Origin of the sequence: Streptococcus sp. 27098_8_75 (genome assembly GCF_041432475.1) — a bacterium.
GTDB classification, from domain to species: Bacteria; Bacillota; Bacilli; order Lactobacillales; family Streptococcaceae; genus Streptococcus; species Streptococcus gordonii.
Map to the genome: position 1 here is coordinate 261,564 of NZ_JAPVZR010000004.1, position 12,515 is coordinate 274,078.

General features: G+C 37.9%; 13 protein-coding genes and 1 pseudogene. 12 read left to right on the forward strand and 2 right to left on the reverse strand.

Annotated elements, in window-relative coordinates:
* The first annotated feature begins 38 nt into the window (after positions 1-38).
* From O3640_RS08350 to O3640_RS08360, 3 genes are read left to right on the forward strand one after another with little or no spacing between them, the layout of a single operon-like run.
* On the forward strand, positions 39-947 hold the full coding sequence (locus O3640_RS08350; protein ID WP_008809655.1) for an ABC transporter ATP-binding protein: 909 nt from the start codon (positions 39-41) through the stop codon (positions 945-947).
* Positions 947-1,687: an ABC transporter permease gene (locus O3640_RS08355; protein ID WP_008809654.1), complete on the forward strand. Its 741-nt coding sequence runs from the start codon at positions 947-949 to the stop codon at positions 1,685-1,687. The genes O3640_RS08350 and O3640_RS08355 overlap by 1 nt, the downstream gene beginning before the upstream one ends.
* The gene (locus O3640_RS08360; protein WP_008809653.1) at positions 1,684-2,412 is read left to right on the forward strand and encodes an ABC transporter permease; all 729 of its coding nucleotides are present in this window, start codon (positions 1,684-1,686) and stop codon (positions 2,410-2,412) included. Before O3640_RS08355 ends, O3640_RS08360 begins: the two co-directional genes overlap by 4 nt.
* Positions 2,413-2,737: 325 nt before the next feature.
* Here O3640_RS08360 and O3640_RS08365 read toward each other — a convergent pair.
* Positions 2,738-3,940: pseudogene (locus tag O3640_RS08365) on the reverse strand (IS110 family transposase).
* A gap of 756 nt (positions 3,941-4,696) precedes the next feature.
* Positions 4,697-4,960 carry a SemiSWEET family transporter gene (locus tag O3640_RS08370; RefSeq protein ID WP_002902394.1) on the reverse strand — a complete coding sequence of 88 codons (264 nt, stop codon included), beginning with the start codon at positions 4,958-4,960 and terminating at the stop codon, positions 4,697-4,699.
* A 272-nt stretch (positions 4,961-5,232) separates the two neighbouring features.
* Here O3640_RS08370 and O3640_RS08375 point away from each other — a divergent pair, with 272 nt between their 5' ends.
* The 9 genes from O3640_RS08375 to O3640_RS08415 all read left to right on the forward strand — a co-directional run bounded on the left by O3640_RS08375 (position 5,233) and on the right by O3640_RS08415 (position 12,445).
* On the forward strand, positions 5,233-5,679 hold the full coding sequence (locus O3640_RS08375) for a LytTR family DNA-binding domain-containing protein (protein WP_045504207.1): 447 nt from the start codon (positions 5,233-5,235) through the stop codon (positions 5,677-5,679).
* 5 nt (positions 5,680-5,684) lie between these two features.
* Positions 5,685-6,353 carry a membrane protein gene (locus O3640_RS08380; protein WP_045634056.1) on the forward strand — a complete coding sequence of 223 codons (669 nt, stop codon included), beginning with the start codon at positions 5,685-5,687 and terminating at the stop codon, positions 6,351-6,353.
* Positions 6,354-6,479: 126 nt separating this feature from the next.
* On the forward strand, positions 6,480-6,668 hold the full coding sequence (gene rpmB, locus O3640_RS08385; RefSeq protein WP_001140948.1) for a 50S ribosomal protein L28: 189 nt from the start codon (positions 6,480-6,482) through the stop codon (positions 6,666-6,668).
* Positions 6,669-6,842: 174 nt separating this feature from the next.
* The gene (locus O3640_RS08390) at positions 6,843-7,208 is read left to right on the forward strand and encodes an Asp23/Gls24 family envelope stress response protein (protein ID WP_008809648.1); all 366 of its coding nucleotides are present in this window, start codon (positions 6,843-6,845) and stop codon (positions 7,206-7,208) included.
* A 2-nt stretch (positions 7,209-7,210) separates the two neighbouring features.
* On the forward strand, positions 7,211-8,875 hold the full coding sequence (locus O3640_RS08395; protein WP_268723260.1) for a DAK2 domain-containing protein: 1,665 nt from the start codon (positions 7,211-7,213) through the stop codon (positions 8,873-8,875).
* Positions 8,876-9,123: 248 nt separating this feature from the next.
* Positions 9,124-9,999, forward strand: a complete 876-nt coding sequence (locus O3640_RS08400; protein WP_045773599.1) for an ABC transporter ATP-binding protein — start codon at positions 9,124-9,126, stop codon at positions 9,997-9,999.
* A gap of 10 nt (positions 10,000-10,009) precedes the next feature.
* Positions 10,010-10,744, forward strand: coding sequence for an ABC transporter permease (locus O3640_RS08405; RefSeq protein ID WP_045773600.1), 735 nt, complete (start codon positions 10,010-10,012; stop codon positions 10,742-10,744).
* A gap of 4 nt (positions 10,745-10,748) precedes the next feature.
* Positions 10,749-11,849 (forward strand): sensor histidine kinase, encoded by a 1,101-nt coding sequence (locus O3640_RS08410; RefSeq protein ID WP_045773601.1) that lies wholly within the window; start codon positions 10,749-10,751, stop codon positions 11,847-11,849.
* Complete coding sequence (locus tag O3640_RS08415) at positions 11,846-12,445, forward strand: response regulator transcription factor (protein ID WP_045773602.1); 600 nt, start codon at positions 11,846-11,848, stop codon at positions 12,443-12,445. The genes O3640_RS08410 and O3640_RS08415 overlap by 4 nt, the downstream gene beginning before the upstream one ends.
* Positions 12,446-12,515 lie beyond the last annotated feature (70 nt).

Here is a 12,515-nt window from a genome sequence, read left to right on the forward strand (position 1 = left end):
ATATAACATCACTCTAAGATTTTTAAAGGAGAAAACAAATGAACAATTATATCGTTGAAACCAACCAATTAAGTAAGGATTTTTCAGGTGAAGTAGCCGTTAATCAGCTCTCTATTCATATTAGAAAAAATGAAATTTATGGTTTTTTGGGACCAAATGGTGCTGGTAAGAGTACTGCTATGAAAATGCTTTTAGGATTGTTGCAACCAAGCCACGGTTCCATTAAGCTCTTTGGAAAAACCTTTAATAGCAATCAAATATCACTCCTCTCAAATGTAGGTTCCCTCATTGAAGAGCCCTCTTACTATGCTAATCTGACCGGTTATGAAAATCTTGAAATTATCCAAAAATTGCTTAAATTACCAAAAAGAAATATTGATGAAGTCTTAAAGATTGTCAGACTTTTCGATCAAAAAGACAAGCTAGTTAAAAACTATTCACTAGGCATGAAACAACGTTTAGGAATTGCGTTAGCTATTGTTAAATTTCCTAAATTACTGATTTTGGATGAGCCAACTAATGGTTTAGACCCTGCCGGTATTCAAGAAATTCGTGAGCTTATCAAGTCTTTACCACAAAAATACGATATGACTATCATCGTTTCTAGCCATATTCTTTCAGAAATTGAACAGATGGCTACAACTGTTGGCATTATCAATCATGGTCAATTACTTTTTGAAGGCCACCTATCTGACCTTGAAGAAGATGAAAAATATCTGTTTGAGACCAGTGATGATGTAACTGCTAAAAGAATACTAATGTTCAATGGTTTTAATTTGGATGATGACCCAAAATTGATTATCAACGATAACAATAAAGTTAATATAGCTACTGCTATTCGACTCTTAGTTGAAAATAATGTTGATATTTATCAAGTTCGTATGATTCGTCGATCGCTGGAAGATGTTTTCCTTGATATGACAGGACGGGAAGGAAGTGTTTTGTAATGCTAAATTTACAATTAGAATTTATCAAACTAAAAAGACGGTCTTTCTTGCTATCCTTGATTGCTATTGTAGCAGTGGGCTTGATTTGGAGTAGCGTTGTTATCAAATATGAATTACCTAAAACACATGAGGCCTATAATGCCATTTATACCATGACTTACTTGAATGATTTTATTTTGCCACTTTTCATTGCAGTTTTAGCGTCTAGACTACTGGAATTGGAACATCTAGGCAAAACTTTTAAACTCTTGCAAACCAGTAACGAAAGTCCTTGGCAACTTTTTAAAGCTAAATTGACTGTGATGGCTATTTTTGCCTTTGTTGTCAGTTTGATTCAAACGCTTTTTCTGAAATTTATTATTCAAGGCATGCAGGTCAGTGTGACACCTGTTTCATTGAGTCTCTTTTTGTTCACAACTTTTTTGGTTTGTCTCTTTCTGTCTTGTTTACATCTTTGCTTAGCTTTTATCTATCCAAAGCCAAGTGTGACAGTAGTAACAGGCTTAATTGGTTCCTTCCTGTCATTTATAGGTATCGGTGCGTTACCAGTTCCTATTCGTATTTTCATTCCTTGGCAATATTTCTCTATGATGGGAATCGCTAAACGGGTGGCTGGAACTAACACTTATCTTTTTCAATACGATAATGCTTATCCCTTTAAATTAGTCGTATTATTGCTTATCATTTTTTTAAGCATCTTTGCCAGTAAAAAACTCATTGGAAAGGCGGATCTATTATGATTATTTTTGAATTTAAAAAAATCAAAAAAAGTGCTATTCCGATAACGCTAATCTTCTTTAACCTTGTTGGGTCCTTATTGGGAGCAATGATTTACGCTCTCAATCGAAAGGTGCTCCTAGATGGTACACAAGCTCACGTCCTTTGGGGACAAACAGTTTTCTATTCCTCGCAGATATTTACTCCTATTCTGATCGGGATTATCTGTTCCATCAGTTGTCAATTCGAGGAAAATAATAAAAACTGGCAGCGCTTATTAAGTATTCCAGTTAAAGCCAATCGTATCGTTTTATCAAAAATCACCAGCTTGTCACTAGTCATGGCTATTAGTCAACTGATAGCTCTCCTCTTTTATATTATCAGCGCTTTGGTTTTGAAGGTACCTTTTGCAAATTATCTACTGGACTTTTTGCTTTGGTCTATCACAGGTTGGCTAGCAACCATTACTATTGTCACCATTCAAATTTTTCTTAGTATTCGCTTAAAAAATTTCGCAGTGCCTATTCTTATATCAGCTATTTTGGCTATAGCAGGGCTTATGACCCTCTTTATTGGACAAGGTCTTTTTAGAATTTTCCCTTATGCTCAGATTGCTGTTGGTGATCGAGCTCGTTCCTTAGTCCCTTTTACCTTATCTGAATTTATCCTTTTCTTAGTTGTCAATGGTGCTTATATTTTTGTCTTCTATACCTTAGCAGTTAGACAGCTTAAAAAGGGATTTATTTAATCTCATTTATAGTGAAAAACATGAAAAAAGCAAAGAACTATCGTAATTGTTATACAATTAATGATCAGCAAATAAAAAGTGTAGAGATTTAATAAGGATATATCATAAACCAGTTTCGTATGAGACTGGTTTACTTTTTTAGGCTCTTTTCTACCATTTGTCAAGTCTATCAAGGCTTTAAGTAAAAAAAGAGATAAGACAGTATCTATTCTGAGGTTACTGTCTTATTTTTAACACTTTTTAATCTATAAATGGGCATGCTAAAAAAACACCTCATCTGGTATTTTTTGAAACAAGGGGTTACAATAATACGGCATAGACAGCCTTATCGATTTTGGGTCAAAGAGTAATCGTAAAGTTTGTTATGCGTTATGAAGTAATACATTGTTCGAATGAGACGATGTATAGAGGCAATCGTATGTGGCTTAGTTGAAGCTATTGTCGATTGTCTTTTTCGTTTCTCATAAAAGTCAGCGATATGGCAGGGATTGGTATGACTAGTTGAAGCTATGTTGTGAATGCACTTGAATAAGATTTTTTTGGCATAGGGATTACCTTGCTTAGTGATGTGTTCCTTGGCGAGAAAGTTCCCAGATTCATAGTGTCTCAGGTCAATGCCAATAAAAGCGTTGATTTGATTGGTAGACTGAAAGCGACGAATATCTCCCAATTCGCCAATGATAGATGTCGCTGTGGTTTCTGCGATGCCAGGAATTGACCGTAAGATGTCATACTCTGGTAAAGGCTGAGCTAGAGCTACCATGTCGTTTAAGATAACTTGTCTGCGTTCAGAAAGACGAAGCAATTCTTGAGCATAGTAACGAACCTCTTCAAGCATTGGAGAGGTTTTCTTGACCGCACAAAAAGATTGTTTAGCGAGTTTTATAAGTTTATCAGTCAGGTAAGCAATACGCTTTTCAGAGATGCGTTTGGAGGTAGATTGACGGATAATCTCACACAAGTTACTTTGAGATAGGCTTAATACAAACTCTTTGCACGGAAAAGCCATCACTAAGTTCCAATATTGCTCTTCAGTAGGTGTGGATAATAGATTTTCCAATTCAGGAAATGTGACTTGTAGGACCTTGTGTAGACGGTTTTTAGTTCGAACAAGATCTTCTGTCATATTTTGATAGAAACGGCTTAAATCACGCAGGTGTTGATAAACTTCTTCCTGCACGTAAGTTGGTTTACGATTGTGCACAAGCTAAGATTTAGCCAGCTTTTCAGCGTCAATTTTATCTGTTTTACGAACTCGCAGACTGTCCAATTGCTTCTTAGCTTCCAGTGGATTTAGCCGTGTGTAAGCGTAACTATATTCCTCAAGAAAGGCTTGAAGACGTCGAGAATAGACGCCTGTAGCCTCAAATATAATCTTAGGGTTATGAACAGTTTTCAAGTCCCCCAACAGGCGATTGAATCCAATGGCATCATTGAGTATGGTGTAGCCATGAACCTTCTCACCGTTGACTAAAATGGCCACCTCAGAACTTGTTTTACTGACATCAATTCCAAATACTGCACGCATGACATTACCTCTTTTGTCTTGAATAATTCCATGTTTTAATGATTTTATTTTCAATACGCGACGTTTAGCGTCCCACATACTTTGATCAAACTCCACCTAAAACAAGGTGTCTTGCCAGTTTGTCAAACGACGTCTAGCGCCATAGAGCACTACGACTTTACAAGACACCACTACTTTAACATAAAGAAAAAGTAGTGAGTACTCTCTCGCGTCGGAGATTTCTTCACTACTAATCTTAGTATGTTTCATACCGTTGTCTTGACTATCCTCCTTAGATGATATGGATAGTTGAATTCCTTTTCATGAGTTTTGACAAAGAATTTTTGGAAAATCTAGATATTGTTTTAATCTCTATTTATTTTTCTAAAACGGGGAAATCTGATATAATAAGCTTTGTAGGTGTATTATTTTAATACTTACAGAACTAAACTATTCCCCTATTTAAAAAATATTGATTCAAATTTTATGAAATTAATCAGTAGATATCATTCTGAAAAGCCTTGATATTACGCTGTTTTTAATCCAATTAAAACTCATACTTTCCAAACCAGGTTTTACGAAAAGTTTTATTTGTACCAAATTTGTACCAAATTGAATTTTAGTCTATTTGTATATGAAATCTAATTTAGTTAAATTAGCTTTAAATTCGGCATATTATTGTTGAGTTTAGTTCGTCCAAACAACTAGAATGCTTGCAATCGGCAGAAAGAAAACCAGCAACTTTTTCATGGGTTGCTGGTTTTGTTTATATAATTTTTATAAAGAAGTAAGAAAAGTTAGACCGCCTAATATCACTCCCGCCGCATTGGGAATGATAAGGATCCAGTCTTTTTTAGGTTCTTTGGTCCAACCATAGATTACCCAAATTAAACAAGAAACTGCTGCGAATAGTGGTTGGAATGGTTGAGCTTTTTCTCCTTGCAAGTTAGCGATAATTTGTGGAATATATGCAATAAAGACAAGAATCCCAATAAAAGCTCCAATAGATCCGACAAAGCGATTAATTTTTTGTTTAGACATATAGTACCTCCTGAAGTACTATTATATCAGAAGGAAAAAAGTTTTCAAATTCGTTTGATCATAAAATAAGACAGATATTCAATAAATGTAAGTAGTGCTTTTATACTAAACGAATCTATTGGAGAGTCTAGGATGAGAAATCAAATTTGCTTAACATTTTTTGAGAAGGGTAAGCAACCACTTAGTTATCAAAAATAACCACTTACTGAAAATGCCTTGTTTCTTTTTTGAAAATTGTTATAATGAAGTCAGAAGCAAGGAAAGGAGTGGCTATGAAGATTAGGATTGAGCTTGATACAGATATGGCAGAAACTGAAGTCGTTATCCGAACGGCTCAATATGGTGAAGAGGTGGCTCGTATTCAAGCAGCTCTTGAACAAGCCAACCGTCAACCGATAGCTTTCTATAAGGATACAAGTGAATATTTTGTCGATTTGAAGAATATTTTATTTTTTGAAACAGATGGCACTAAAATTTATGCTCATAGTAGGGATGATGCTTATGAAGTCAAATTGAAGCTATACGAATTAGAAGAGAGACTTCCGGCATATTTCTGTCGCATTTCAAAGTCTACTATTGCCAATGCCAAGGCTATTTACGCTTTGGATAAATCATTTTCGGGAACCAGTACTATCCAATTTTATGACACACATAAACAAGTGCACGTTTCCCGACACTATTATCAAATTTTAAAAGAAAAGTTAAACGAAACGAGGTAAATATTATGAAAAAAACATTGATTGGAATTCTCTTCCTTGGACTAGCAGCATTGGTTTTATTCCAGGGGCAGTTTGGATTTCCTTATTTGAATATTAATATTTGGACTCTTGCAGTGATTGCTGGCTTTGCTTATTTTTCAATTGAGAACTTTTTGAAGCGAAATATGGCTGCTGGCTTTATATTTGGTTACATTGCTTTAGTCATTGCAAATAGTCATTACCACTTCTTGCAAATTTCTAGTGGTACCTTGTTTGCTGCTAGTGTTTTAGCTTGTATTGGTTTAAGCTTAATTCTAAAACCTAAGACGATTTGGCCATCTAGTCGTTTTTGGAAGGAAAAAGCCTTGTCTACTAAAGAAGGCGAAATAGCATTTGGAACTGGGACGCGCTATATTCATTCAGAGAATTTTACATATGAAAAAATAGATTGTTCTTTTGGCAGTGCTTCTGTATATTTTGATAATGCGACTATTTTGGGAGAGTCTGCAACCTTCGAGGTAGACTTATCTTTTGGTAACGTGACTCTGTATGTTCCAAGTAAGTGGCGAGTAGAAATTGAGGTGGATAACGCCTTTGGTTCTGTTACTAATCCTCGCAATGTCAACGAGAAAGAAAAGACTTTATATGTCAGAGGTGACGTTGCTTTTGGGTCTTTAAAGATTATATATATTTAAGAAAACGGATTAATTTCGAAAGTTTGGAGAAATGTACTTGTCAAACGTCAAGTTTTTTGGTAATATAGGAAGGTATGTGGTGCTAGCACATCCGTAATATTAGATCTAATAGGAGGAAACACGATAATGGCTAAAGTATGTTACTTTACTGGTCGTAAGACTGTATCAGGAAACAACCGCTCTCACGCGATGAACCAAACAAAACGCGCTGTTAAACCAAATCTTCAAAAAGTTACTGTTTTGATCGACGGTAAACCTAAAAAAGTTTGGGCTTCAGCTCGTGCCCTTAAATCAGGTAAAGTTGAACGCGTTTAATTAATAAGGTAAAGGAGCCTATAAGGCTCTTTTTCTTTGGAATTGTAAATGAGGAAGGTTTGGATATATTTTACTATGCTAATTATTGATTTTCTAAGTTATTCCCGTCCTTCTCTTTTACAGCTTGTCTAAAATATGGTAAAATAAACTATAAAAACTATCGAGGTACATGTCATGACTGTAAAAATCAATACAAAAGATGGCCAAATCGAGCTGACTGATGACGTCATTGCAACAATTGTTGGCGGAGCAGCGACTGAGATTTTTGGTGTAGTGGGTATGGCTAGCAAAAATGCAATTAAAGACAACTTCCAAGCTCTTTTAGGTAAAGAGAATTACTCAAAAGGTGTTGTTGTAAGAACTACAGAAGAAGGAAGCATTGCAGTTGATGTTTTTGCAGTACTTAGTTACGGAACAAAGATTAGTGAAGTTTCAAAAAACATTCAGGAGCGCGTGAAGTTTAGTTTAGAAAATCAACTAGGCATCACAGCACAAACGGTGAATGTCTATATTCAAAATATCAAGGTCGTAGGAGAATAATCGTGACAAATATTACAACTAGTTTATTTCAAGAAATGGTGCAGGCAGCATCAACTCGTCTGAATAAACAAGCCGAATATGTGAATTCTTTAAATGTCTTTCCTGTTCCAGATGGTGATACAGGGACCAATATGGGAATGACTATTGAAAATGGTGCAAAGGAAGTTTCTAGTAAATCTGCTTCTTCAGTAGGTGAAGTAGCAAGTATTTTTGCCAAAGGCCTCTTGATGGGTGCTCGTGGAAACTCTGGGGTTATCACCTCTCAACTCTTCCGTGGTTTTTCACAAAGTGTGAAAGAAAAAGAGGAATTAGACGGACATGATTTGGCGCATGCTTTTCAGGCAGGTGTAGAAGTTGCATATAAGGCAGTCATGAAGCCGGTTGAAGGAACTATTTTGACGGTTTCTCGTGGTGCAGCAATCGGAGCCAAGAAAAAAGCAGAAGAATCGGATGATGCTGTTGAAGTTATGAAGGCAGCTCTTGAAGGTGCTAAGACCGCTTTGGCAAAAACTCCAGATATGTTACCAGTTTTAAAAGAAGTTGGTGTTGTGGATTCAGGTGGTCAAGGTTTGGTTTTCATTTATGAAGGTTTCTTGTCTGCTTTGACTGGTGAGTACATTGCTTCGGAGGACTTCCAGGCAACTCCTGCTACTATGAGCGAAATGATCAATGCGGAGCACCACAAGTCTGTTGCAGGTCATGTTGCGACCGAAGACATTAAGTTTGGCTATTGTACAGAAATTATGGTTGCTTTGAAGCAAGGGCCAACTTATGTGAAAGACTTTGACTATGATGAATTCCGTAACTACCTAAACGAGCTTGGGGATTCTTTGTTGGTCGTTAATGATGATGAAATTGTAAAAGTCCATGTTCATACAGAAGATCCAGGTCTTGTTATGCAAGAAGGACTTAAGTATGGTAGCCTAGTCAAGGTGAAAGTGGATAACATGCGGAACCAGCATGAAGCTCAAGTTGAAAAAGAAGAAAATGCATCAAAACCAGCTCAAGAAAAAGAATATGCTATCATTGCCGTCGTAGCGGGTGACGGACTAGCAGAAATCTTTAAAGCTCAAGGTGTTGACTACATTATCTCTGGTGGTCAAACGATGAACCCGTCGACAGAAGATTTCATCAAGGCTGTTGAGCAGGTTAATGCTCGCAATATCATTATCTTGCCAAATAATAAGAATATCTTCATGGCTGCCCAGTCAGCTGCAGAAGTCTTGGAACAACCAGCAGCTGTCATCGAAACGCGTACAATTCCGCAAGGTTTGACAAGCTTACTTGCCTTTGACGAAAGTAAATCAATTGAAGAAAATCATGATCGGATGACAGCTTCTCTGTCAGATGTTATTAGTGGTAGTGTGACGACTGCTGTCCGTGATACAACGATTGATGGACTTGAGATTCATAAAAATGACAATCTAGGAATGGTTGACGGAAAAATCGTCGTATCTAATCCAGATATGTTTGCGACCTTGACTCAAACCTTTGAAAAGATGCTAGATGAGGACAGTGAAATTGTTACAATCTACATTGGTGAAGAAGGGGATGAAGACTTGGCCAATAACCTGGCTCAAGACTTGATGGAAAAATATGAAGATGTAGAAGTTGAAATCCATCAAGGAAATCAACCGGTTTATCCATACCTCTTTAGTGTAGAATAATCTTTCTTGCTAATTTATACTTAAAAAAGAAGATCGGAAAATTTCCGGTCTTTTTTGTTATGACATTTGTCATGTCAGACGGTGACAAAATCAACTAGTAGGAAAAATTTCTTTCCCTTATAATATAGTTAACAACATGATAAAAGGTTGCTGTAAGAATTCAAAAAGCATTTGGTCTTTCTTCTTCCGGTTTTGGAAAAATAAAGGAAAGATGCACATGCGCTTTATCGAATCAAAGGAGGAGCAAAATGGAACTGATTGAAGTAAAGAAGCTTTCAAAAAGCATTCATGGTAAGGAGATTTTAAAGGATATTTCGTTTGAGATCTCTCAAGGTGACTGTGTGGCCTTGATTGGTCCCAACGGAGCAGGGAAAACGACTCTCATGGATTGTTTGCTGGGCGATAAGTTTCTGACAGCGGGTGAAGCAAGGATTCAGGGACTCAAACCAACTGATAGCCAACTCAAGCAATCGGTAGCGATTTTACCACAAGAAAATACAGTGGTGGAGGATTTGAAGGTCAAGGAACTCTTGACGTTCTTCCAAGCCATTTATCCAAATAGTTTATCCAATCAAGAAATTGATGACTTGCTGCAATTTACAGACAAGCAAAAGAATCAGTTGGCCAGCAAGCTGTCTGGTGGACAAAAGCGTCTCTTCTCTTTTGTTCTGAGTCTGATTGGCCGTCCTAAGATTCTGTTCTTGGACGAACCAACTTCAGCTATGGACACCTCCACTCGTCAGCATTTCTGGGAAATTGTTAATCAGCTTAAGCAGCAGGGAGTGACCATCGTTTATTCCTCTCACTATATCGAAGAAGTCGAGCATACAGCTGACCGGATTTTAGTGCTACACAAGGGCGAGTTGATTCGAGATACGACGCCTTATGCCATGCGCAGTGAGGAGCAGGAAAAACACTTTACCTTGCCGCTGACTTATCAGTCTGTGCTGGAAAAACTGGATAATGTGACTGATTTAGAAATCAAGCAAAAGGCTTTATCTTTTGCGACTAGAGATGCTGGTCAAGTATGGCAAGTCCTGCAGGAACACGGCTGTACAATCGAAGAGATTGAAGTACGTAACCGTACCCTCTTGGATAGTATTTTTGAAACGACACAAGAATAGGAGAGTAATCATGAAAAATATGGCAAGTCTTATGAAGGTTGAGTTGATTTTAATGAAGCGGCAGGCAGCTTATTATCTCTTGTCTATTGGTCTGCCCAGCGTCTTTTACCTGATTTTCTCAGGAATGATGTCTGGAAGTGATACGCCTGAACCTGTGCTTCGAGGCTACCTCTTCTCTATGACTCTTTTTAGTATCATGTCTAGTGCCTTCTTTAGCATTCCAAGCACTTTACAGTCTGATAAAAATAATAACTGGCAAAAAATGATTCAGCACTCTCCAATTTCTATGGTAAAATACTATATATCAAAACTTTGCAGTACGCTGTTGACTTTTATGCTTTCTATCATTGTAGTTTTCTCAATTGGGCATTTTGTTCGCGGGGTTAATCTACCAATGGTGGACTGGCTTCTTATTGCCTTGATCCTTCTGGTAGGAAGTGTGGTCTTTATTGCCATGGGGGTATTGGTCAGTCTCTTGCCAAGTGCTCAGCTCATGTCTGTAGTGGGCAATATCGTCTATATGGCACTGGCTGTTCTAGGAGGTCTATGGTTCCCTCTGACTATGTTTCCAAAATGGCTCCAGCCAATTGGTAAGTTGACACCAAGTTATCAACTGATGCAGGTCGTGTCTTCTTATCTAGAACACCATCAGTTTAATGGCAAGGCAGCTTTGATTGTTCTGATTTATACGGTTTTGGTCAGCATTCTTGTGTTACAACTTAAAAAGCGAATTGAGGTAAAATAAAACCATGTGGGAAAAACTTAAACAAGTCCACTATATGTTTCATATTGCGCTGGTCTTTATCATCTTTCCAGTTGCGGGAGTGATTAGCGGGGAATACCCGCTTTTCCTCTTGTTTTGGACAGCTATTTTTGTTGCTGCTTACTATGCGGTCTTGTTGAGCAACCATCGCCTTATCCAGTTTTTTTCTTGGTGGCTCTTAGTTGCTTACATATATTATGGTTCTGTCTGGCTAAATACAGGTTTTACCTGGTATATTTTTTATCTATCTAATCTGCTTATCTACGAACTGGATGATATTTCTTTTAAATCCTGGCGCTTTCTGACCTTTATCGCCTTGCAGCCCATTATTGTGATGACTAATTACTTGATGGGTCATGTTGGTCCAGCGGAGTTGCTTTTCTTTGTTGTAACCTTTCTCTTTTCGGATGGTTTGACCTTTGGTCTCCATCGGATTCAGATGACGGAGCGAATCAAGGAAGAAAAGGTCAAGCAAAATGCCCAACTGAATCTTTTTCTGGCAGAAAATGAGCGCAATCGGATTGGTCGAGACTTACATGATAGTCTAGGACACACCTTTGCCATGCTCAGTGTTAAAGCGGAGCTGGCTCAACAGTTTTTACAGATGGAAGCTTACGATAAGGCAGCAAAAGAACTGCAGGAAGTGCAAGAGATTAGTAAGAAGTCTATGGCTGATGTTCGACGGATTATAAATAATCTAAAGGAGCGAACTCTGGATGAAGAACTAGTAACCATTCGAGCTATGCTTGAGATGAGCGGTATTCAGGTAGAAATAGATAATCAACTCAATGTTGCTAGTATTCCACCGAGTCAGCAGTCAACGATTAGTATGATCTTACTGGAGGCGGCGACCAATATCATTAAGCATGCCCAAGCTAAAAAGAGCTGGTTTTCTTTAGTGAAGAAAGACGACAAACTTGTTTTGGACATTCGAGATGATGGTTATGGTTTTCAAAAACTAACTGGTCAGGAGTTGCATAGCATTCGAGAGCGATTAGTTACTATGTCAGGAAGGGTCGAGATTCTTAGCAGTAAGAACCCGACACAAGTTCGAATAGAATTACCATACGGAGGGAAGGAAGCATGAAACTTTTGTTAGCAGAAGATCAAAGTATGCTGAGAGATGCTCTAGCTCAGCTCTTGCAGTTGCAGCCAGATGTTGAAGAAGTCTATCAGGCAGAGGATGGGCAGAAAGCTATCGATTGTCTCAAGTCAGAAAATCTTGATGTAGCAGTTTTGGATGTGGAAATGCCCAACAAAACTGGACTAGATGTTCTCGAATGGGTCAAGGCCAATCGACCCAACATCAAGGTCATCATCGTCACAACCTTCAAGCGACCGGGCTACTTTGAGCGAGCTGTTAAGGCGGATGTAGATGCCTATGTGCTCAAAGAACGCAGCATTGCGGATTTGATGAAGACCATCCATACCGTTCTAGATGGGCAAAAGGAATATTCGCCGGAATTGATGGAGGTACTGATGACCAGCAGGAACCCTCTCTCTCAGCAGGAGAGGCTAGTCCTACAAGCTGCAGCGACTGGCCTGTCCAATAAAGAAATTGCTGAAAAACTCTTCCTGTCAAATGGAACGGTTCGTAACTATATGTCGGCTATTTTGACCAAGCTAGATGCTGAAAATCGAACCGAAGCAGTCCGAATCGGGCAAGAGAAAGGTTGGTTATAAGATCTCGGTTAAAAAAGAAGGTGTCAGATGAATAGCCTTTTGAAATTGAACCCTGTTATATACACACACA

Coding starts and splice junctions, on each gene's coding strand:
- O3640_RS08350 (WP_008809655.1), top strand. CDS start 39: ATGAACAATTATATCGTTGAAACCAACCAATTAAGTAAGGATTTTTCA.
- O3640_RS08355 (WP_008809654.1), top strand. CDS start 947: ATGCTAAATTTACAATTAGAATTTATCAAACTAAAAAGACGGTCTTTC.
- O3640_RS08360 (WP_008809653.1), top strand. CDS start 1,684: ATGATTATTTTTGAATTTAAAAAAATCAAAAAAAGTGCTATTCCGATA.
- O3640_RS08370 (WP_002902394.1), bottom strand. CDS start 4,960: ATGTCTAAACAAAAAATTAATCGCTTTGTCGGATCTATTGGAGCTTTT.
- O3640_RS08375 (WP_045504207.1), top strand. CDS start 5,233: ATGAAGATTAGGATTGAGCTTGATACAGATATGGCAGAAACTGAAGTC.
- O3640_RS08380 (WP_045634056.1), top strand. CDS start 5,685: ATGAAAAAAACATTGATTGGAATTCTCTTCCTTGGACTAGCAGCATTG.
- rpmB (WP_001140948.1), top strand. CDS start 6,480: ATGGCTAAAGTATGTTACTTTACTGGTCGTAAGACTGTATCAGGAAAC.
- O3640_RS08390 (WP_008809648.1), top strand. CDS start 6,843: ATGACTGTAAAAATCAATACAAAAGATGGCCAAATCGAGCTGACTGAT.
- O3640_RS08400 (WP_045773599.1), top strand. CDS start 9,124: ATGGAACTGATTGAAGTAAAGAAGCTTTCAAAAAGCATTCATGGTAAG.
- O3640_RS08405 (WP_045773600.1), top strand. CDS start 10,010: ATGAAAAATATGGCAAGTCTTATGAAGGTTGAGTTGATTTTAATGAAG.
- O3640_RS08410 (WP_045773601.1), top strand. CDS start 10,749: ATGTGGGAAAAACTTAAACAAGTCCACTATATGTTTCATATTGCGCTG.
- O3640_RS08415 (WP_045773602.1), top strand. CDS start 11,846: ATGAAACTTTTGTTAGCAGAAGATCAAAGTATGCTGAGAGATGCTCTA.